Genomic DNA, 20,994 nt, shown 5'->3' on the forward strand with positions numbered 1-20,994 from the left:
GAGTTGTTTTTAATCCTAAGTCATTTTTGCAAATCATAATATTTTCCCTTTCATAAATACTAACATTTAATTATATTTAAAAATAACGTTTATATTATACAATATTATTATAAAGATCTCAATAAAATAATGTACAAGCTCATTTTGTTCAACCATTTTTCAAAGGAGATTTCACTTGAACAAAGCACCTTTTGCTACACCATAGTTTTGCTTACTGTAAAGGACTCCCCCTTAAACTTGCTTAAACATAAAGTGCCTAGGAGACTTATACTTCAAAATATGGTTAAAACACAAGACCTGTTATTAAGTTGAGAAATAGTAGGCTTTTTAATAGTATATTGTTGAATCCGATATTAATGACTAATTCAAGAGTATTGACAGTAAAAAAGCGTATAGAGTAAGTAAAAGATTAAAATAAATCTCTATGCTCATAATCATTACAGAATCATTAATTAGATTGAAGGCTTCTTTGTCACCATGTTATTATTTCATTGTGGCTATCCTATGAAAGTTATTATTTCTAGTTTAATACAAGATTCAAGAGTTAAATTGTTAATCATATGTATTACGTTTAAAATTAGGATGATAGTTATTACTTTCAGTTAGAGTGATACCTTTCATCCTTTTGTTACCAGGCTAATGATAAAGTGTAATTAAAAGTAATATCATTTTCACTCACATGATTAATAAAAATAAATGTTTTAGAAAAGAGGTGCTAGATTTTATGAAAGCTTTTATAAAGAAGCATGAATATAATTATATAAAAAAGCGTTTAAATGATTTAAATAATGCTTTCAAAGGTTGCGTAGATATTAATATTATTGAAGCTACTAAAGCATACATCCACGGAAACATATTAAATATTTTTTCAAATTTATCCGAAGATGAAAGAGCTCTACTTGATATTAGTAAAATAAAAAATCCACTTCATATTAATAAATATTTAGCTGAGCTAGATGAATATGTATATGGAATGCCAAACATTACGAATGCGCAAATTATTAAATTGTTTAAAAAGGAAAAGAAGTTAAAATTATCAAGCTTAAATTCACAGGATTCAAAGAATGTATATTTAGGTTGGGTAGATGATTCCATCAATAAATTATTTGTGGCTTATAATATGAATGGTAAACTTATAGGTATGTCATGTAGAACTCTAAAGTATACTTCCAATAACACCAATAGATGTACCCTTTGTAATCATGTAGGCGGCGAAAATGAAGTAGCTTTTGTTTCACCTATCTGCAAAACATCTAATGCTGGGGAAGGTTCCTATAAGTCAATAGCCTTTGATATATGTTTAGATAGCGAGAAGTGTAATGACCGAATCGTGTCTATCGAAAAACTTGAGAGCATTTTAAAGGAAGTTAACAATATAAAGTGATAGCTGCACATGTACACTTAACTCCCTATTAACAATTGAAAAATAGGGAAATAAAATATAATAAATAACAGCCTAATGCACCCAATATAGTGCTTTAGGGGGTTCTCTATTTAAGAACGTTAAACCGTTATATGCTGGATATACTGATAATAGCTGGTAAGTACTATTTACCTCTTCTGGACTTCTTTTATATTTCTTATTACCACATTCAACAGTACTTACTCTAGTGTCGATAGCTGTATTGTCTAAACTATAACTGGGCCTAATACTTAATTCATAAATAAAAATGTGCTACCTAAACAAATTAGGTAGCACATTCTGTATTATGGCATTTTCTCTTTGTAGAAGTAATTCTTTGTATAGTTTTCCGTGATAAGTAATACTTTTCTGAAAGAGATTGTGTGTACATTCCTTCCACATAATTTCAACAATTGCTTATTTTTAATGGAATAGAGGCTTATACTATTGCCTCTAAAACATTCTTATTGTCTGCAGACTTTATAACATGTATCTCCATTCCGTGTCTTGCTTTCATATTTAATGATTTTTTATCACCATTAATAAATATTACTCCTTCTTTATACATATCTTTTATTTTGCTCCTTGAAATTTCAAGTATATCACTTTAAAGCCTATCTACCCTCAATTCTATTGGATACTTGCAAATGAGTTCAATAACAAGTTCATTTTCCTTTATGTAATATGCTTCTGATTTTCTTTGGATTAACCTATAATTTATATTATCCTGAACAACTTTCACTTTATTTTTACTATATATACTTAAATTAAAGGCATATTCTCTGGCTAATTCACTATCCTTTGAAAGAAACTTATCATACTCATACTTACTATAATACTATGAGGCTTTATTCTTTCGTATATAGTCATATTCCAAATTGATTTACTCTTAGGCTAACTAAGCTCTTCATAAATTATCATCTACAAATTACTATTTGTGTTTCACTCAAGTTGCTTATATTTCCTATTATGCCATGTTTTGTGAACGATACATTGCTTGTGTAAAGTTTTTTTCATGCACAAAAACAACCTTAGCCAATTAATATTAATGGCTAAGGCTATAAACTGCATTCACTTATGATACAGCTCTCCGTATCATCTCTAAATGAGGTTTTTCCATTTTATTCTTCTGTATAAATCCTATATAATTATGATATAATTCTAAAGTAATATTTTGAAATCCGTAGTAGATGGCTACGGGGGTTTTGAAACATAATCTTTTTATTTCTAAGTTAATTATTAAGATTAAATTTCTTGGTATTCATATAGAACTTAATGGCAAAGAGAAAAAGCACCCATCCGCCAAAGACTAGTGCTTCACTCTAGAATAAAATATTAATTTTAATTCATCCTCAATAGGTCTATCTATTCAGCATCAAAATCAATAAAGTACTTTCTCTCTGGTGTATGTATGGTGAGGGTTGCTAAATTAATATTGTCCTCTAAAATATCCACTCTGTATTCGAACATGGTATCATCATTTTGCTTCTTCATGAATAAGTAACTTCCTTCTTCTTGATCCTCGGCCTCATCACTTATTTCAGCGTAGATTTCTTCGCCACTGACTTCTCCAGGATATCCTGACTTTCTTATCTTTTCCTCTATTGCTTTAAAAAACTTTTCCATTTTTTTTGCTCTCTTTCTTTTTAAATACCTATTTCTCTTCAAATCAAGTATATACTATGTTTCTAAATAACAGTATCCCTAATCATTATTAATTTATGATCTGAGGAAAACCTCACTTATCAAACTCACATGATTCTCAATGACCCTAGGCTAATAATTACGTCATATTTTAATTATTTAATTAAATTATTATACCTTCAAAATGATCCATTTCATGTTGAATTATTTGTGCTGTAAATCCAGTAAACACTTGCTTTTGCTTCTTAAAATTTCTATCAAGATACTCCACTTCTATCTTTTCATATCTCTTTGTTTTTCTAAAGCCAATTAAAGATAAACAACTCTCTTCAGTTTCATAAATCTTTTCTTTATTTAATACAACTGGATTTATCATAGGCACAATAAGGTTGCCTACAGCAAATACTAATATACGCTTTTTCACTCCAATCATATTACCAGCCAATCCAACACAATTCTCAAAGTTTGCTCTTAATGTATCTATTAAATCATCAATCACTACTATATCATTTTTAGTTGCATCTTCTGATTTTTGTCCTAAAAACAATATATCTTTTATAATTGGTTTTATCATAATTTATTTTTAGTATCAGATTGTATAACAAGTATGCAGGCATTGAAAACATTAAACTTATCACTTGTTACACATTTTAAACTGTATACTACTTTCTCCTTTCCCTTAAAATTTACTATTTAACTTAGACTTGATTTTTATAAATCAATAATCATTCCATCAAATGCAAACTTTAAGAAATCATATTGTTTTTCCAGTTCTAAATAGTCATCATATGACTTACCCCAGTCTTCCTCTATGTGTGTAATAATCACGCGTTTTATTTGCATATCTTTTACGATATTTAAGACATTTTCAAAACTATGTAGTACAGTGTGGAGAGGATGATTATCAGTTATTGTTTTCCCGTTCTTTAGTACATTTCCTATAAATGTATGGCCTATAATTAACAAATCGGCATTTTTTATTTTATCGTCCTCTGGGAATGGAACACAGTCGCAAGGTGCATATACAACCTTTTTTCCTTGTGACTCAAAAACGAAAACAGATGTAGCCTTATCCTTTGGTACAGGAATTAATGTAATGCTTATATCACCTAATTTTATAGAATGCTCCACAATAGAACGTGTGATTAGCCCCATGTGTTCATAGAAATCAAGCAAAGGACCATATTTACTTCTTATTGCATTAATATCATCCATGACACCTTTTTGAGCAAGAACATTAATTGGATTTTGGGGAGTAATTTTATCATAGTAATCAAGCCATTCAAGTCGTAGTTGTTCCATTATTCTCATTCCAAGTGTATGGTCAGGATCCCAATGACTATACATAATATGATTTACTTCTTTAAGGTCTGCATTGTTTATAGCAATAGCTATATCTTCAGGAGTATCAATTAAAAGTGCAATATCTTCTATGTACAAACTACAACCACACCTTTTGTATGGAAATCCCTTTTCTCTTGCTTCTACACATATGTTACATTGACATAATGGCTTAGGGGTACAGGTACAACCACCTGAACCTGTAATAATAAATCTCATAATTTATACCTCTTTTTCAGTTATCTTTTTTAGAAATCGTACTGTATCATATATAAAATTAGCATATCTAGTCCAACACCCAGTTGGCACATCAATGGCAAATTACTATTTGTCTATCACTTGAAAGTTATTTTTCTCTTTTATTTTAACATATTTTGATAATTTTCCATTACTTATGATACGGTATTTTAAAATATAAAAATCCCTTAATCAAGTCATACCAATGCATTTAATTAAAAACCTCATTAACTTATGATACAGCTCATCCTGCATTATTGTAAATTGCCCTATCTCTTTGTTCCATCAGTTAGCATTTTTAAAAATAATAATTTCTTCAACTTTTCTTCTACAGCTTACTAATATGTTCTACTTAAACTTGGTAGTCGATTGAACTTACCTCCGCTACTAACCTATACTTTCTAACCTGCAAAAACTCTCATAGTATGCGGATTGGTCTCCTATATCACTTACTTCATCAGTTGTTAACATATTTACAGAACCACTTTTATGCCAAATACCTTCATACATCATAATTATATTTTCCCCTACAATGTCACTTACAGCAAGCTGTACTTCAATTTCACCACGGCTTGACTGTATTTTTACTAATTGTTTATTTTCAAACCCTTCCTGCTTTAAGGTATTTCCATTTATATAAGCTATTGGTTTATTATCATCAAAGGCAAAATGCTGTGAGTGAAGTGAATTTTTAGGATGAGGAGTTAATAATCTTAGTGAATAACTATCATCCTTTTCCCTTACAGGTATATATTTTGGTATTGGGCTTAATCCCTGATTTTTAGCAGTTTCAGAGTAAAGCTCATATTTACCTGAAGGTGTATCAAATATTCCATCTTGCCAAGGTATTTCTTCACCCTCTAGAGCAAGGTAATTCTCTTTTAAATACTCATAGCTCACCTCTGCTTTTTCCATCAACGGCTTCATTGCGCTTCTAAAGAAAGTTTCCTTATCAATATCTGGATAATCTTTTAGCTCCATTTTTTTAGCAAGGAGTCTAAAAAGCTCATATTCCCCTAGGATGTTGTTCACAGGTTCAATAACCCTCTGTGAATAACTGAGATAAGGTGAATACATCCCTGTATAATTAAAATCTTCTTCTTCAAGCGTACTAGTTGCAGGTAATATTAAGTCTGCATATTTTGCTGAATCTGTCATAAACAAGTCTATTGCAACGATAAAGTCTACCTTTTTAAAGGCTTCTATGGTTTTGTTTATATCCCCTACTTGAACCATGGGGTTTCCTTTGTTTATAAACATGCACTTCACTGGAGGATTATCAGTATTTAATATAAAATCCCCAAGTTGACCTACAATATAATTTCTCTTTTTCATTGGGAGCTCTTCACTTTTATCTACTTCGCTAAACACATATTTACTAATAGTTTTGTGATAGTAATTGACTCCCCCTCCACTTTTACCTATATTACCTGTGATGGCACCTAAGGAATCTATGGCTCTTACATTATTACCACCATTTCTATATCTTTGTAGGCCATAACCAATATAAATAGACGAAGGTGTATTTTCACCATAAGCTTTAGCCAGTTCAATGATAACTTCTTTATCTACTCCTGTGATCTTCATAACATAATCTAGGTTAAAGCTCTTAGCATATTCCTTATATTCTTCATAACCCTTAACATTTTTATTTATAAATTCTTCATCAATTAACGCATTGTTAATAAGGTAATTTGCTATCCCAAAAGCTAAGGCACCATCAGTCCCTGGGTTTAATCTTATATATTTTGAGGCTGCTTTAGCTGTATTTGTTTTTATTGGATCAACTACATAAATTTGTGCGCCCTTATCTTTTGCCTCTATTAAATACTTCATTAGATGAATATTTGTATCTGCAGGATTTCTACCCCATACAAAAATTGTCTTAGAATTTAGTACATCTTTAGGATCATGCTCCTTATTTGCGCCAAAATCTATTTTTTGTGCTTCCTTACCTGCCCCTAAGCACAGACTACCTATAGCTTTTGTTACTCCACCATAGTAATTAAAAAACATGTCATCTACAGACTTACTGAGTCCATTATATCCACCACTTGAAAACAAAAGCACAGATTCAGAGCCGTATTCTTTTTTGTAAGAAAGGAGCTTTCTTGAAATTTCACCCAAAGCTTCCTCATAGCTTATATCCACCCATTTACCATTTTCTTTTCTTTTTGGGCTTAATATTCTATCATGATGATATACTCTTTCTAAATGCTTTTTTCCCTTTATACAAAATACACCTTGTGTTAGAGGATGATTCTTATTTCCTTCTATTTTTATTACTTTGCCATTTTCTACTGTTGCCACCAAAGAGCAATTTCCAAAACAATCTAGAGAACAACCAAAATTCACTTTTTTCTCTTCCATCTATTACACCTCCATTGTTGCTTTTCGCAATATTACAGTGGTGACAATCTGATTATGTCCAAAAGCTCAAGACGCAGATTTACACCGAACAAAGTATCTTTGTGAACAAAAGAATTTTGTTACACAAAGAAATTTTCCTAGACTGAAGGGCTTCTACTTATAGAAACCTAGAGACTTGAAGCTTTCAAAATGTCATTAAACAGTGGGATTACTACAAACCACTGTAATTCTTTTATTTGTTATGGTGAAATAAAGAATTATATGCATGCATCTTCTTTGAATCTATCATCTTCATAATTTTATGATAATATGTTTCAGCAGGTTGAATATACTATATTGATACTTTATATCATAGCAATAATTTTACATTTTTTGAACTAGTATGCAAATATTATTACCATTTTGAGGAGTATAATAATTTAATTTTCGCAATAACCAAGATAATAATTAGTCATACTATTTATAAATAAATAGTAATTAAAAAACTATAAACTATCTAGTTCTGTTTTGTATTCTCTTTAATAGAAGTTACATTATAATAATGCTTCAACAATAGAAGTATGCAAAATTCATGTATTTACACATTGCATACATAACTTTTTATGAAACAGCTACAATCGAACTATAATATTAATTATCCTAAGGAAGGTGGACAAGGATATGAAAAATTCTGTTTTAGATAAAATTGATAAGGAAATTGAAGCTATTTTTTATCCCTATATTAAAGTTAGAAGCGATACTTTCACAGAATTAGAACGGGACATAGAACTTTTTTTAATGAATTTCTTTGGCAGTATAGATTATTTTAAAAATAATCCTGATTTTTTTGGCACATATAAAATCAAGGATGATACACTTGAGAGGTCCGTTTGCTGGGGCCTTGTAAAAGGGAAAGGAAATGACACCGTGGTTCTCATACATCATAATGATGTAGTTAGTATTGAAGATTTTAAAACCCTTAAGCCTTACGCTTATTCACCAAAAGAACTAGAAATAGAACTAATGAAATTAGTGGAGGATTTGCAACCTGAAGCAAGAAATGATCTTGAAAGTGGAGATTACATTTTTGGTCGTGGCACAGCAGATATGAAGGGTGGTGGCTCTATTCAACTTGCACTTATAAAAAGATATTCACAGCTAGAAAATTTTTGTGGCAATGCTTTGCTTATTTCTGTACCAGATGAGGAAAATCTTTCTGCAGGAATGCTCAGTGCGGTTTTATTATTAAAGGAATTAAAAGAAAAATATGAGCTTAATTATTTAATGATGATAAATTCTGAACCACATCAAAGAGTAAATAAAGAAGTTGGAGTACTTTCAGAAGGCTCCGTTGGAAAGATGATGCCATTTTTCTATGTTAGGGGGTTTTTATCCCATGTAGGAAAAGTTTTTGAAGGCTTCAATCCTGTATCTCTTTTATCCGAAATAGTCCGCAGAACAGAGCTTAATTTAGAACTTTCTGATTTCATTGGTGATGAGGCTTCTCCTCCACCTACCTGGCTTTATTTTAAGGAAAGAAAATATCAATATGATGTGTCGTTACCACCAAGTGTAGGAGGATGTTTAAGTATTCTTACCTTGAACAGAGATCCTACTTCCATGCTAGAAACCATCCGCAGAATTTGCTATCAGGCTTTTGACGAAGTAATTATGGACATGAATGGAAAATACAAGATCTTCAAGGAAAGAATGAACAAACCCTTTGAACCTTTGCCATGGAAAGCTAAAGTAGTAACTTTTAAAGAGCTTTATGATGACGCTTACGCTGATTATGGTGATACCTTTAAAACTAAGTATGAGGAAGTTCTTCAAACCATAAAGTTAAAGGTTGAAAGCAGTGAGCTTTCCATTATCGAAAGTAATTTCTTTCTAGTGGAAGCGGTTTATGATTTTATTAATGATTTATCTCCACGAATTGTTATAGGTCTGGCACCTCCTTATTATCCTAATGTATCAAATATGTATATTAAGGATATTAATCCTAAAGCCAAAAATCTTTCTAATTGTATTATGGATTATTCATTAAAACACTTTAATCAAGGCTACTCTAGTGAGTATTTTTTCACCGGTATTTCTGATTTAAGCTATACATCTATCAATAACTCCAAGGTTATATCAGAAACTCTTCAGGGAAGCATGCCACTGTTTGGTTCACTTTACTCCATTCCACTTCAAGACATTGAAGATCTATCAATGCCTTGTATAAACATAGGACCCTGGGGCAAAGAATTCCATAAGCTCACAGAAAGGGTTTTAAAGGAGGACTTATTTCATAGGACTCCGGAACTTTTACATTATGCTATTTCAACTTTACTAGAATGGGATAAAAGCTAGGTTAAAAGTTCTTTTAAATAATGAATTTGTTTATTGTTTAAAACAAATAAATTCTCTAATATTTTGCTTAGTGTTATCGGCACTAAGCATTTCTTATTTATGATATGGTTCACTGTATCAGTTGCAAGTGAGGTTTTTACCATAGATGTCACAATATGTTTTTTGTTCCTATATTGTTTCTTCTTTCAATAACGCTGTAACTTCTAATTGCTTCAACTTCTCCTGCACATTAGCTCTATAGATATCATCATGTCTTACCGCCAAAAATAGTAACCTTCCCCCAGTTTGATAGACATGAAGATTCCCTATATAATAAGAAGAAACGGAGGGATTCAGTGTGAGAGAAAGAAAAAAGTTTGATAAATCATTTAAAGAACAAACAGTTGCAAAAATATTATCAGGTGAAACAACTACTAGCTTAATGTCTAAGGAGTTAGGTATACATAGGAAATAACTCCACCAAAGCTTACTATTTCAACTATAAATGCTCCTCTTGGTTCCGGACCATGAGGCCGCAGGTTCGAGTCCTGTCATCCAGATCAACATTAGCAGATATTATTTCAACTGAGCAGAAAAATATATTTAAAAGTATACAAAAGTGTCAACAACCTGGGGACTTATGGAGTAATCTTATTTAGGATTAATTACTGTGAACAGTATCACAACTAATAAGAAAACAGTCCAAAAGCAAAACAAAGGGGCTATGCTGAAAGATGAACTCAAAATCATCTTACAACATAGCCCCTAATTTTATTATCTCACCGCAAGATCAGTAATATTCCTCTCAGTAATCTGAGCTGAATGATTTGATTTCAAATCTCCACTAGATGCTATAACCACATCCATAGCTGCTGAAACCTCTGCTTCGGTTATGTTGTCTCTTAAGCCTGGAAGTGTAATGCTTGCTCTTGAACCTTCTGCGTTCAGTTATTAGCCCCTTTTATTTTTTTCGCTTTACGCAATGAGGATCCTCAATGCAAGTAACATTTTTTATGAGTGGTGAATACACTAATACATGGTGCTCCGGCATATAATTAGTATGTAATGAGAGGTGATTGCAATGATGAAGCTTGCTTTGATAGGCTGTGGAAAATGGGGAAAAAATTATCTAAAAACTGTAAATGCAATAGAGGGCTGTGAATTGAAGTGGGCCTGCGACCTAGACTATGAAAAGCTAAATCAGGCAGCACCTGTTTACCCTCATACCAGGTTCACTGAAAATAAAGCAGATATATTGAATGACAGTGAGGTACAGGGGGTTATTATAGCCACAACACCTGAAAGTCATTACATACTGGCGAAGGAAGCAATAAGCAAAGGCAAAGCTGTTCTCGTAGAAAAGCCCGTGACAATTAACAGGAAAGACAGTGATGATCTAATTGAATTGGCTGCTGCTCAAAATACCGTATTGATGGCCGGCCATACATTGATTTACCATCCTGCTGTGAAAAAGATAAAGGGGCTTCTGGAAGAAAAACATATTATTGATGATCAATGTTTCTTCAACATGTGCAGAACCAGTTCCACTTCTCAGGCTCCAAAAGTAGATGTTCTTTATGATCTGGCAGTTCATGATATTTATCTTTCCCGCCACCTCATAGGTATGGACCCTATCTGGGTAATTGCCCATGGTGAAAAATATATTCAAAGTCCTTATAACAATGTTATCAATATACTGATGGGTTTCCCCAATGGTAAAATGGCTTCTATATTTGCTAGCTTCATTCATAGGGAGAAAACCAGGAAAATGACACTGGTTACATCGAAAACAAAATTAGTATTTGACGATGCACAGACTGCCGATAGAAAAATCCAAATCTTCCATAACGGAGAGCAGGAGCATTTTTTGTCAGTGGAAGAGAAGTTGGAACCTCTGACACAGGAGTGTCTTCATTTTATGGAATGCATTAGAGAACACAAGGAGCCTCTTAGCGGCAGAGAAAATATAGAATTTGTGGCAAAAATAATTGATTGTATTTCAGAATCTCTCGCAAAAGGTGGAGAGAAAATCAACATCTTTTGATGGAGACGGCAAGCATTATAATCAGGAAAGTGTGGTGAAATTATGTTAATTGTAAAGAACTATTCAAAAGAACTTGAGAATGAATGGGAGGGATTTGTGAGTTCCTCAGTTAACGGCACTTTTATGCAGGAGAGAAGATTCCTGGGTTATCATCCTTCAGACAGGTTTTCAGATCATTCCCTGATATTTATGGAGGATAAGAGAATCATTGCTGTTCTTCCTGCTGCCGTAGTACAACAAGAGGATAAACGCATCCTGGTTTCCCACCCCGGCGCTTCCCATGGAGGGCTGATAATAAAGTCCAGTTTAAGCACTAAAAAATCCCTGGAGTTAGTAAGTGCCCTTATTGAATATTGTGCCATGGCTGGTTTTCACTATATACGGCTAAAACCTGTTCCGAAGGTTTACCATAATGAGCTTTCGGACCAACTTGACTTTGCTTTAAGGTTTTCTGGGTTTAGGATTGAGTATACAGAGCTGGCCACAGTGCTTGAGCTAAAAAAAGATGAGGAGCCCTTTGTAAAGCTGGTAATGAGTGACACAGCTTTTCGAAACTATCAAAAGGCATTGAAAAGCGGATTATCAGTGGTGGAGGATGCGGATATAAATGGTTTTTGGCCTATTCTGGAAAATAAACTTAAACATAGTCATAATGCAAAGCCTGCACATACATTAGATGAAATCAAACATCTAAAAACCCTTTATCCACACAGGATAAAACTCTTTGCAGCATATGAAGGAGTAACTCCTGCAGCGGGTGTTTTAGCATTTTTACTGAACGATAGAGTTATAAACTGTTTTTATATTGCCCACCACGATGGTTTCCAGCATAAGCGGCCCTTAAACCTTATTTTTGGTCATATGATGGAATGGGGACTAAAAAACGGCTTTTCATACTTAGATTGGGGTATTTCCACTGAGGTAAAAGGAAGTAGAGTCAATACAGGGCTGTTCCGTTTCAAAGAAGGCTATGGAGGGCATGGGGTATTGCGGGAATGCTATTTGTATGAAGTAAACAATAGCAAATAATTTAAAGGAGTGAGGCAATGAAATTAGCAGGTCATCAACCGAATTATATTCCCTGGCCGGGATATTTTGTTAAGATGGCACAGTGTGATATTTTTTTTATTTTAGATACTGCTCAGTTTCAAACAGGCAGTTCACTAGATAATAGGAATCTTATCAAGACTTCCCAAGGGACTCAGCTACTAACTGTGCCGGTAAAACGCAAAGGCATGGGCTTGCAGCGGTTTAATGAAGTAACTATGATACCGGGTTGGAAAAGGCATCATCTTATGGCACTCCAAGTAAACTACGCAAAGGCACCTCATTTCAAAGAAGTTTTCCCCATGATGGAGCAGGTATTGCAAGATACCGGATATCTTGTAGATACCAACATAGCTTTCATCAAGCTGGTACATCACCTGCTGGGACTTAAAACTAAGCTTGTGTTTTTATCAGATTTACCTCAATTTTCTGAGCTTCGAAAAAATGAACTGATAGCTGCAATCTGCAGCCACTTCTCTGCTGACAGTTACCTGTCCGGTATTGGAGGAAAGGCATATAATCAACCAGAGATTTTTGAAAAACAAGGTATTAAATTGGAGTATTTAAATTATGAGCCTATAGCATATCCGCAGCTTTGGGGCAATTTTATACCCAATTTGTCTATAGTTGATATGTTATTTAATTGTGGGACAAAAGGCACACGCAAGCTTTTGTTGAAAGAGGTGTAAGTATGAAAAGAATACTGTTTTTTGCACATAGTTCTAAATATACTCTTGGACTGCCCCAGGGCTTTAAAGAATTGAACTGCCCTGTTTTTGTCCTGAGGGATTTAAGTAGAAGTTCTATAACAGACGCAATTGACAACTTTAGGCCTGATATTATGATAACCACGGGATGGGCTTACCGCAGGTATAGCCGTGAGCATATAGAGGAGCTTACGAAAAGAGCTTCTAAATATAAGGTGAAACATGTGTATTGGGCAACTGAAGATCCAAGATGGACGGAAAAGTGTTCCTTCAGGTGTATTGAAACCTTTAAACCTAATGCAATTATGACCATACATCCTGGTAGTGTAAATAAATACAGAGAGCTTGGGCTTCCCTCCGGGCATCTGGATTTTGGTTGCAATCCGGAGTTCAATAAGAGTGAACCTCCAATCAGTAAATACGATTATGATGTGGTTTTAATCGGAAATGGTGGAAGAGAGTGGAAGTCATATCGTAAGAATAGCGTTCAGATATTACTTAAGCCTTTGGTGGAAAGAGGATATAACATTGCTATTTGGGGTAAGCGATGGGACCGTTTTAATGAGGAACTAATGGGTTTTAAGATCCCAACGCATATGCTTAAAGGTGAACTACCTTATGAGGAAACAAATAAAGTATATAATTCAGCCAGAATTATATTAGGTTTGCAAAATGATCATGACATGTTAACATCTCGGACTTTTGAGGTACTGGGTTCGGGGGGTTTTTTGCTTACGGTATCAACACAATCTGTCACCAAGCTGTTTATAAATAATGTTCACCTGTCGTGTGCCTCTTCCCCAGAGGATACAGTTCACCTGGTAAATTATTTTCTTAAAAATACCGCAGCACGGCAAGAAATAGCCCGCAATGGTCAGCGGTCGGTTTATTTAAAACATACTTATAAGGAACGGGCCAGACAAATTCTTGATTTCTGCAGTTTAGTTGAAAGGAAATGAAATTGAAATGGATAATCAGAAAACTATTAAACAAAAAGTTTCTTTAATTGGTACTAGCATTGCTGGAGAAACTGATGCAAAGGTAACTTTTTATCCAGCCCCGCCGAGTACTGGTATAATATTTATCCGTAATGACCTGCCAGGCTGCCCTAAAGTAAAATGCTCATTTGAAAAAGCAAAGGTTGAATACAGATGGACTTCTCTTGTTGATGGAGCTGTTCGCATTGAACACACGGAGCATGCCTTAGCAGCCTTATCAGGATTAGGACTAGACAACGTATTTATTGAGCTGGAACAGGCCAGCCTGCCAGTAACAGAGGATTACAGCAGTAAAAAGTTCAAAGAAGCGCTCACGGGAGCTGGGATAGTGGAACAAAATGCCAAGAAGGAAATGATAAAAATACTTAAGCCCATTATTGTATATCAACGTGAAAGCTTAGGGGATATGGAATATGAAAAGTTCCTGATAGCTCTTCCCTACCATGGATTTAAACTAACCTATGTGATCGACTATCCCAATCTGCCGCAACTAACTCAAGTAGCTGAAATGGACATAACTCCCGAAACCTTTGCTAAAGAGCTGGCAGATGCCCGTTCTTATATAATTGAGTCAGAGGTTGAAGAGGTTGTAAACCTCACTGGGAAAGTCAGCTCAAATGTATTGGTTGTGAAATCCGGGGCTGAGTACAGGTCTTGGAAATGGCCCAATGAACCTGCCCGACATAAAGTGCTTGACCTTCTCGGAGACCTTGGCCTACTTGGGAAAAAGGTACAGGGACATGTGATAGGCTTCAGATCCGGTCACCGGTTAAATCTAGAGTTGTGCAAAAATATTTATGAGGAGTGTAGTGATGATCGCTTTAGCTAAACCTATGCTTGGTATAGAGGAAAAAATACTTGTGAATGAAGTTCTTTCCAGTGGAAAGCTAGCCCAGGGAGAATATGTGGAAATGTTTGAACGGGACTTTGCCCTATTCCAGGGCAGCAAGCACAGCATCGCCACCTCTTCAGGCACCTCTGCCCTTCATGTGGCACTGCTGTCTTTAGGTATTAAACCTGGGGACAAAGTTATAACCACACCTTTCTCATTTATTGCAACTTCAAATGCCATACTTTATGCGCAAGCTGTTCCTGTGTTTTGTGACATTAATCTGGAGGATTACAACATGTCGCCTCAAGAGCTGCAAGATACCATGAAAAGACATCCTGATGCAAAAGCAATCCTAGTAGTTCATCTTTACGGCTATCCAGCTCCTATGACAGAGATAATGGCAATAGCCAATGAATACAAGCTGCCAGTGATAGAGGATTGTGCACAAGCTCACGGTGCATCCATCAATAGTAAGAAAGTCGGAACCTTTGGGCACTGTGGGGTTTTTAGCTTTTATCCTACAAAAAACATGACCTGCGGAGAAGGGGGCATGGTTGTGACCGATGACAAAGAGCTGGCTGATAAGGCCAGGAGTTTCATAAACCATGGACAGATAGCCAAATACCGTCATGATGCACTTGGCTACAATTACAGGATGACCAATATCCATGCAGCAATCGGCATAGAACAGTTGCGCAAGCTGCCTTACTTCAATGAAAGTCGCAAAGCTATTGCAGCACGATATTTAAGGGAGATAACCAACACCGCTTTTACTAAGCCCGTATGCTTACCGGGTTTTGAGCATGTATATCACCAATTTACCCTTGGGGTGAACAATCGCAGGGATTTCATAGAATTTCTGGAAACACAGGGTATTGGCTATGGTATCCATTATCCCACAGCTATCCCTGACCAGCCCCTGTATCAGCAGGGAGAAATCTTGGGATCTTTCACAAATGCCCGAATAGCTGCTGAAAGGGTAGTTTCAATACCTGTTCACCCTGGATTAACAGAACAGGAGGTTGATTACATTGTCAGCAGCTTGCAAAGATATGAATGAAATCAATGGTACTCTTAGTGTATTGGTTACAGGTGCAGGTTCCGTATACGGACTAGGTATTATCAGGTCACTGAAAGAATCGGTGCTTCCTGTTGAAACAATAGCAATTGACTCTAACCCATATTCCCTAGGTTTATTTGTTGCCCACAAAAGCTTTATCGCTCCCAAGGTAGCAGCTGAAGAAAGCTATTATATGTTTATTAAAGATCTTTGTATAAATTATCAGATTAAAGGAATATTTATCGGCTCCACAGCGGAACTTCCCTTTTATTCAAGAAATAGAGAATCCCTTGAAAGAGCTACAGGAACAAAGGTGTTTGTAAATTCTCCTGAAGTGATAGATCTTTGCACCGATAAGTGGCTCACCATGTGCCATTTATCACGCTGCGGTTTTCAAATTCCTGCAAGTATCAGGTATCCTGAAGATGCTGGTATGCTCTCCTCATTTATTGAAAGTACTGGGTTTCCCTTGATAGTGAAGCCGCGTTTTGGACGTGGCTCAGTAGGTGTTGTTTTAGTTAAGGATGAGCAGGTGCTGCTTGAAAATATAAAGGATAAGAAAAGCCTACTTATACAGGAATACCTTACAGATGAGGAGCAAGAGTTTACCGTAGGGATTTGCATAAATCAACAGGGAGAGGTGATTTCCAAAATCGCTTTAAGGAGGTATTTGCTGGAAGGAGTTTCTATTGCTGCAGTTTCTGATGATTATCACCACATTGCAGATTATTGTGCTATGGTTGCAAGTACACTGGGAGCCTATGGGGCTATAAATATTCAATTGCGCCTTAAAGATTGCAAGCCAGTAATTTTTGAAATAAATCCCAGATTCAGCAGTTCTACAGGCATGCGGTTACTATTTGGAATAAATGAGCCGGAAAGCTTAATACGCTCAGAAGTGCTTTGCCAGGAGGTAATACCCGGCAGCCCAGCAACTGGCCTTGTATTGAGGCAATACATGGATTATTACTTCCCATTAGATAAGCTTAACTCCCTTTCTACAGCCAGGCCTAATTAGATATAAATATTTACGTGAAAATTATTGAAAACCACCACTAATTAATTGGTGGTGGTTTTTTTATTTATAGAATCTAGCAGCAGTGACTATTAGTCAAACTGCTCGATTTTTGGTTTAGATCCAGTGTCCTAAAATGGTTGTCAGTTGTTGAAAAAGTGCAGGTATTGAGTACGGACCTAAAGCGCCGACTATGGTATGTTATTTTACGCTAAGACCTCATTTATTTATGATACGGTTCCCATGTCATTATTCCAAATTACTATACCTTATGATTTTGACCTAGGTCAATATTTTGGACACAATTTTTTATCAGTTTGACGCCTTAGCCAAGTCTTCTTTAGCCTGAGGCGTTAAATAACTAATTGACCCATGAATTCTCTGCCTGTTATACCACCCCTCAATATACTTAAAGAGCGCCAGCCTTGCGGCAGCAAAATCATAGTATGTTACACGATTAACTTCTTCTTTCTTTAAGATAGAATGAAAAGACGCTATACAAGCATTATCGTAAGGACACCCTTTACCGCTGTACGAGGCTGTAATGTCGTATCTTTTTAGTTGCTCTATAAACGCTTCGCTAGTATACTGTGTTCCAAGATCAGAGTGAAAAATAACGGAGCCGTTAGGCCTTTGTGTTTCGTATGCATTTTTTAAGGCTGCAATAATTAAGTTTGTATCCATGGTTTTTGAAAATGAATATCCAACTATCTTTCTTGTGTGAATATCCATAACTGATGCTATATTTAACCTTTTCGTAAGCCTCTGAACTCGTTTAATGCTTATTTTAAAGCCTTGATTTGTGAGCAGTTTATGAATTTTGGGTGCACCATATCGCTTGCTACTCTTTTTATAAATAGCAAGTATCTCAGATTCATATTTTTGATTTTCAATAGTCCTCTTACTTGGAGTCTTATCCAGGAACTTGTAATAAGTACTCCTGGGTATGTTGAGCACTTACACATAGTTTTAACCGAATAGTTCCCCTTATTTTCATCAATAAAATCTAATATGGATATTCTTCCTTTGCGAATATGGCGATAGCTTTTTTTAATATTTCATTTTCCTCTTTAATGCGTTCATTTTCCTTTTGAAGCTTAATCAACTCTTTGTCTTTATCCACAGCCTTCGGCTTATCATCAATTTTTATTATAGGCTTCTTTGATTCATTGCTAGGTGGGTTCTTAATCCACTTATATAGGGTTGCACTTGTTACGCCATATTCGCTGCATAGTTCAAGCACTGGCTTGCCTGAATTATATACCTCTATTAACATTTTCTTAAAATCGTACGTATATATCTTTCCTGTAACTCTCACACGGACACTTCCTTCCAACATTGATATATTAACTTGTTATCTGTACTCGTGTCCATTAAATTATACTAACACTATTAGATAAATTTTTACTTACTTGCTTATTATAACATAAAAAAGCCATGGACTTATAAAATGCACATCAATGAATTCGGTTTAGTTTAATTCCTTACTCTTTTTTATAAAACATATGAGTTTACCCCTATTTTTCTTTCTTAACATTTAATCTTAGTAACAACTGTCTACTTCACATTATGTAGCACTTCTCAGAATATGAAATATATTATTAGTGAAGTTTATATTCTATCAATATAAAGGAGTATTATATGTATAATAACAAATTTCCCTACTATCCTCACTACATGAATCATGCTACTTACTCCTCCTTAAATGCAAAGTTAAGGAATACATCATTAAAATTTGCACCTTTCAGTGGTACCGTTACAAAGATTGAAGACTTTTACACAAGCGAAGATGATGCATCAGTAGGCTGCTATAAAATGATGTCACTGGAAAGCATCGACATGGGACCAGTAAATTTTGTGATATCCCCAGAAACTTATTTTTTAGACCATGAATTGGTAGAGGTAGGAGATGAGGTAACTGGATTCTACGATGCAAATGCACCTGCCCTCCTTATTTATCCGCCGCAATACCCTGCAATTGTTATGGTGAAAGACACAGTATATGAAAATGTTACTGTAGACTATTTTAACAATCAGCTTATAAGCAGCGATGGAAATTTGAAACTAAATATCGCCCCATTTACTGAGGTAATTTTGAGAAACGATCAGCTTTTTAACGGATTACCTAGAAATAAAAACCTAATTGTTGTTTATGGCCCTACTACCAAGAGCATACCTCCTCAAACTACACCTTATAAAATCATTGTTCTTTGCTAAATTAATCTATATTATATTAATACATGCAATTTGCTTCAATTCAGAGAGAGGGTGTAATTACCCTCCTTCTTATATTGCAAAAGAAGTATATAATGTTCTCAGTTATACTATGGCTACTGAAAACATTCCTTCCTTTTTTGTTGTTATGCAGATTTTTTGGTATTTTGAATTTTCTTTCAATTTTGGTATAATATATATAACTAAATAGACGGGGGGAAATATTATGACAATAAATTGTGAAAGAGAATTTGAACTTTTAAAAAAGATTGGTTTTGTAAGAACCAGCGGTTCAGAAGAAGAATTAAGAGCTGCAAACATTTTACTGGAAGAAGTAGCTTCAATAGGCTGCAGCGGACACTTAGAGGATTTTAAAGTTCCTACTTCTAAAATAAAAAAAGCTACACTAAAGGTAGTTGAGCCTTTTGAAAGGGAATATGAGATTACACCATATAACTGCTCCATTAGTACACCTGAAGGTGGAATAACTACAGATTTTATATATATAGAAGATGGACTAGATGCAAATTTAGTTGATCTTAAAGGAAAGTTTGTACTTATGAACATGGGGCCAAACCCTAAGGTTTACAAAAAACTTATGAAAGCTGGCATCGCTGGTTATATAACTATGAGCGGTACTGCCAGGGACGAAGAAGACAAAACTGATATTACTGTAGCTAGAATGCGTGAAAAGAATACTCAATATGGAAAAGTAACTGCTTTAAATATTCGAATGAAAGACGGCTTTCATATGGTTCAAAACAAAGCCTCTAAGGTTAAAGTAGAACTAATTACTGAAGATATAGAACTTACTTCTCATAATGTGGTGGTAACCTTAGAAGGTACTAAATACCCTGATGAAATAATATCCTTTGGTGCTCACTATGATAGTGTTCCTTTCAGTACAGGGGTATATGACAATGGTGCTGGTTCAGTTATTATAATGGAACTTCTTAGACACTTTAAGGAAAATCCACCAATGAGAACTTTAAAATTTGTATGGTACGGCTCTGAGGAAGTTGGGCTTCTTGGAAGTAAAGCTTATTTAAAAGCTCATGAAGAAGAACTTAAAAACCATCTTCTAATGATCAACGTAGATGTGGCTGGATCAATTCTTGGAAAAGAAATGGCTTTAGTTACTGCTGAGCAAAGCTTAGTTGATTATATTAATCATATGGCTAAAATTAAAGGCTTCCCACTTAAGGTAGATCAAGATATCTACTCAAGTGATTCCACAGCCTTTGCTGATGCAGGAATTCCTTCTCTTACCTTCTGCCGTTTTGCACCTCAAGGGGGAGCTTTTATCCATACTCGACACGATGTTATGGACTATTTAAGTGCTGAAGCTTTAGAAAAAACTACTGTTATAACTAAAGATTTCAGTGAATCAGTGGTAAACTCAGTGGTATTCCCAATTGAAAGAAAAATTCCAGAAAATATGAGAAAGAAATTAGATGAATACTTTGGTAAAGATACTGAAAAAGAGGAATCATCTGAAAAGAAATAATAGCGAGAAAGGCTTACATCCTGGGATGTAAGCCTTTTTATTTAAATAGCTTGTTTTTACTGCTGTAAAAAATAGGCCATCATATTTACTATCGCAAGCCATGATTCTTTCCCACATCTCTTCAAAGGAGAGATTGATTTTGGTCGCCATTTAACCACTTCCCTTCACCTTATGCTGTACATTTTGCTTTTCTCATAATATTAGCTGAGTTAATTTTAGCAAGTAATCCATATTAATTTCGTCCTGATTCTTGCTGTTATGGT

The 20,994-nt window shown here is 34.8% G+C and carries 19 protein-coding genes and 2 pseudogenes; 12 read left to right on the forward strand and 9 right to left on the reverse strand.

Features of this window, described 5'->3' with window-relative positions:
• Positions 1-724: 724 nt before the first annotated feature.
• Positions 725-1,384 carry an elongation factor G-binding protein gene (locus RR409_RS02105; protein ID WP_332556066.1) on the forward strand — a complete coding sequence of 220 codons (660 nt, stop codon included), beginning with the start codon at positions 725-727 and terminating at the stop codon, positions 1,382-1,384.
• Between the two features lie 457 nt (positions 1,385-1,841).
• On the opposite strand, the gene RR409_RS02110 is transcribed toward RR409_RS02105, so the two are convergent.
• The 6 genes and pseudogenes from RR409_RS02110 to RR409_RS02135 form a co-directional block, all read right to left on the reverse strand.
• Entirely contained in the window at positions 1,842-1,970 is a 129-nt protein-coding gene (locus RR409_RS02110) for a hypothetical protein (RefSeq protein ID WP_332556067.1), read from the reverse strand.
• A gap of 39 nt (positions 1,971-2,009) precedes the next feature.
• Positions 2,010-2,171, reverse strand: a pseudogene (locus RR409_RS02115) (DUF1062 domain-containing protein); the annotation flags it as partial.
• A 596-nt stretch (positions 2,172-2,767) separates the two neighbouring features.
• Positions 2,768-3,028, reverse strand: coding sequence for a hypothetical protein (locus RR409_RS02120; protein WP_332556068.1), 261 nt, complete (start codon positions 3,026-3,028; stop codon positions 2,768-2,770).
• Between the two features lie 181 nt (positions 3,029-3,209).
• Positions 3,210-3,620 carry a peptide deformylase gene (locus RR409_RS02125; RefSeq protein WP_332556069.1) on the reverse strand — a complete coding sequence of 137 codons (411 nt, stop codon included), beginning with the start codon at positions 3,618-3,620 and terminating at the stop codon, positions 3,210-3,212.
• A gap of 137 nt (positions 3,621-3,757) precedes the next feature.
• Positions 3,758-4,606: an MBL fold metallo-hydrolase gene (locus RR409_RS02130; protein WP_332556070.1), complete on the reverse strand. Its 849-nt coding sequence runs from the start codon at positions 4,604-4,606 to the stop codon at positions 3,758-3,760.
• A 405-nt stretch (positions 4,607-5,011) separates the two neighbouring features.
• Positions 5,012-6,994, reverse strand: coding sequence for a molybdopterin-dependent oxidoreductase (locus RR409_RS02135; RefSeq protein WP_332556071.1), 1,983 nt, complete (start codon positions 6,992-6,994; stop codon positions 5,012-5,014).
• A 660-nt stretch (positions 6,995-7,654) separates the two neighbouring features.
• Between RR409_RS02135 and RR409_RS02140 the strand changes: the two genes are divergently transcribed.
• Both RR409_RS02140 and RR409_RS02145 read left to right on the forward strand, forming a co-directional pair.
• On the forward strand, positions 7,655-9,328 hold the full coding sequence (locus RR409_RS02140; RefSeq protein WP_332556072.1) for a M20/M25/M40 family metallo-hydrolase: 1,674 nt from the start codon (positions 7,655-7,657) through the stop codon (positions 9,326-9,328).
• 337 nt (positions 9,329-9,665) lie between these two features.
• A complete protein-coding gene (locus RR409_RS02145) occupies positions 9,666-9,782 on the forward strand; it encodes a transposase (protein WP_332556073.1) in 117 nt (38 codons plus the stop codon).
• Positions 9,783-10,081: 299 nt separating this feature from the next.
• Here the strand turns inward: RR409_RS02145 and RR409_RS02150 are convergent, their stop codons facing one another.
• The gene (locus RR409_RS02150; protein WP_332556205.1) at positions 10,082-10,255 is read right to left on the reverse strand and encodes a DUF2922 domain-containing protein; all 174 of its coding nucleotides are present in this window, start codon (positions 10,253-10,255) and stop codon (positions 10,082-10,084) included.
• 133 nt (positions 10,256-10,388) lie between these two features.
• Between RR409_RS02150 and RR409_RS02155 the strand changes: the two genes are divergently transcribed.
• Genes RR409_RS02155 through RR409_RS02185 form a run of 7 tightly spaced genes read left to right on the forward strand, consistent with a single transcriptional unit; the run spans position 10,389 to position 17,013 of the window.
• The gene (locus tag RR409_RS02155) at positions 10,389-11,351 is read left to right on the forward strand and encodes a Gfo/Idh/MocA family oxidoreductase (RefSeq protein ID WP_332556074.1); all 963 of its coding nucleotides are present in this window, start codon (positions 10,389-10,391) and stop codon (positions 11,349-11,351) included.
• Positions 11,352-11,393: 42 nt separating this feature from the next.
• Positions 11,394-12,380 carry a GNAT family N-acetyltransferase gene (locus RR409_RS02160; protein ID WP_332556075.1) on the forward strand — a complete coding sequence of 329 codons (987 nt, stop codon included), beginning with the start codon at positions 11,394-11,396 and terminating at the stop codon, positions 12,378-12,380.
• Between the two features lie 17 nt (positions 12,381-12,397).
• Positions 12,398-13,087 (forward strand): WbqC family protein, encoded by a 690-nt coding sequence (locus RR409_RS02165; protein ID WP_332556076.1) that lies wholly within the window; start codon positions 12,398-12,400, stop codon positions 13,085-13,087.
• Positions 13,088-13,089: 2 nt separating this feature from the next.
• A complete protein-coding gene (locus RR409_RS02170) occupies positions 13,090-14,064 on the forward strand; it encodes a glycosyltransferase (RefSeq protein ID WP_332556077.1) in 975 nt (324 codons plus the stop codon).
• Positions 14,065-14,071: 7 nt separating this feature from the next.
• Positions 14,072-14,932 carry a UDP-3-O-acyl-N-acetylglucosamine deacetylase gene (locus RR409_RS02175; protein WP_332556078.1) on the forward strand — a complete coding sequence of 287 codons (861 nt, stop codon included), beginning with the start codon at positions 14,072-14,074 and terminating at the stop codon, positions 14,930-14,932.
• Complete coding sequence (locus RR409_RS02180; protein ID WP_332556079.1) at positions 14,916-15,995, forward strand: DegT/DnrJ/EryC1/StrS family aminotransferase; 1,080 nt, start codon at positions 14,916-14,918, stop codon at positions 15,993-15,995. Before RR409_RS02175 ends, RR409_RS02180 begins: the two co-directional genes overlap by 17 nt.
• Positions 15,967-17,013 carry an ATP-grasp domain-containing protein gene (locus RR409_RS02185; RefSeq protein WP_332556080.1) on the forward strand — a complete coding sequence of 349 codons (1,047 nt, stop codon included), beginning with the start codon at positions 15,967-15,969 and terminating at the stop codon, positions 17,011-17,013. The genes RR409_RS02180 and RR409_RS02185 overlap by 29 nt, the downstream gene beginning before the upstream one ends.
• A 309-nt stretch (positions 17,014-17,322) precedes the next feature.
• Here the strand turns inward: RR409_RS02185 and RR409_RS02190 are convergent.
• Positions 17,323-18,349, reverse strand: a pseudogene (locus tag RR409_RS02190) (IS3 family transposase).
• Positions 18,350-18,651: 302 nt separating this feature from the next.
• Here RR409_RS02190 and RR409_RS02195 point away from each other — a divergent pair.
• Positions 18,652-19,227, forward strand: a complete 576-nt coding sequence (locus RR409_RS02195) for a hypothetical protein (RefSeq protein WP_332556081.1) — start codon at positions 18,652-18,654, stop codon at positions 19,225-19,227.
• 223 nt (positions 19,228-19,450) lie between these two features.
• The gene (locus RR409_RS02200; RefSeq protein ID WP_332556082.1) at positions 19,451-20,731 is read left to right on the forward strand and encodes a M28 family peptidase; all 1,281 of its coding nucleotides are present in this window, start codon (positions 19,451-19,453) and stop codon (positions 20,729-20,731) included.
• Here the strand turns inward: RR409_RS02200 and RR409_RS02205 are convergent.
• Positions 20,714-20,881, reverse strand: a complete 168-nt coding sequence (locus RR409_RS02205; RefSeq protein WP_332556083.1) for a hypothetical protein — start codon at positions 20,879-20,881, stop codon at positions 20,714-20,716. The genes RR409_RS02200 and RR409_RS02205 overlap by 18 nt on opposite strands.
• Positions 20,882-20,994: the final 113 nt, after the last annotated feature.

This window comes from Clostridium sp. (assembly GCF_036642255.1).
Lineage (GTDB): Bacteria > Bacillota > Clostridia > Clostridiales > Clostridiaceae > Clostridium_J.

Excerpts from the sequence above, each read along its gene's own strand:
- RR409_RS02105 (WP_332556066.1), top strand. The coding sequence starts at position 725 with ATGAAAGCTTTTATAAAGAAGCATGAATATAATTATATAAAAAAGCGT.
- RR409_RS02110 (WP_332556067.1), bottom strand. The coding sequence starts at position 1,970 with ATGTATAAAGAAGGAGTAATATTTATTAATGGTGATAAAAAATCATTA.
- RR409_RS02120 (WP_332556068.1), bottom strand. The coding sequence starts at position 3,028 with ATGGAAAAGTTTTTTAAAGCAATAGAGGAAAAGATAAGAAAGTCAGGA.
- RR409_RS02125 (WP_332556069.1), bottom strand. The coding sequence starts at position 3,620 with ATGATAAAACCAATTATAAAAGATATATTGTTTTTAGGACAAAAATCA.
- RR409_RS02130 (WP_332556070.1), bottom strand. The coding sequence starts at position 4,606 with ATGAGATTTATTATTACAGGTTCAGGTGGTTGTACCTGTACCCCTAAG.
- RR409_RS02135 (WP_332556071.1), bottom strand. The coding sequence starts at position 6,994 with ATGGAAGAGAAAAAAGTGAATTTTGGTTGTTCTCTAGATTGTTTTGGA.
- RR409_RS02140 (WP_332556072.1), top strand. The coding sequence starts at position 7,655 with ATGAAAAATTCTGTTTTAGATAAAATTGATAAGGAAATTGAAGCTATT.
- RR409_RS02155 (WP_332556074.1), top strand. The coding sequence starts at position 10,389 with ATGATGAAGCTTGCTTTGATAGGCTGTGGAAAATGGGGAAAAAATTAT.
- RR409_RS02160 (WP_332556075.1), top strand. The coding sequence starts at position 11,394 with ATGTTAATTGTAAAGAACTATTCAAAAGAACTTGAGAATGAATGGGAG.
- RR409_RS02165 (WP_332556076.1), top strand. The coding sequence starts at position 12,398 with ATGAAATTAGCAGGTCATCAACCGAATTATATTCCCTGGCCGGGATAT.
- RR409_RS02170 (WP_332556077.1), top strand. The coding sequence starts at position 13,090 with ATGAAAAGAATACTGTTTTTTGCACATAGTTCTAAATATACTCTTGGA.
- RR409_RS02175 (WP_332556078.1), top strand. The coding sequence starts at position 14,072 with ATGGATAATCAGAAAACTATTAAACAAAAAGTTTCTTTAATTGGTACT.
- RR409_RS02180 (WP_332556079.1), top strand. The coding sequence starts at position 14,916 with ATGATCGCTTTAGCTAAACCTATGCTTGGTATAGAGGAAAAAATACTT.
- RR409_RS02195 (WP_332556081.1), top strand. The coding sequence starts at position 18,652 with ATGTATAATAACAAATTTCCCTACTATCCTCACTACATGAATCATGCT.
- RR409_RS02200 (WP_332556082.1), top strand. The coding sequence starts at position 19,451 with ATGACAATAAATTGTGAAAGAGAATTTGAACTTTTAAAAAAGATTGGT.
- RR409_RS02205 (WP_332556083.1), bottom strand. The coding sequence starts at position 20,881 with ATGGCGACCAAAATCAATCTCTCCTTTGAAGAGATGTGGGAAAGAATC.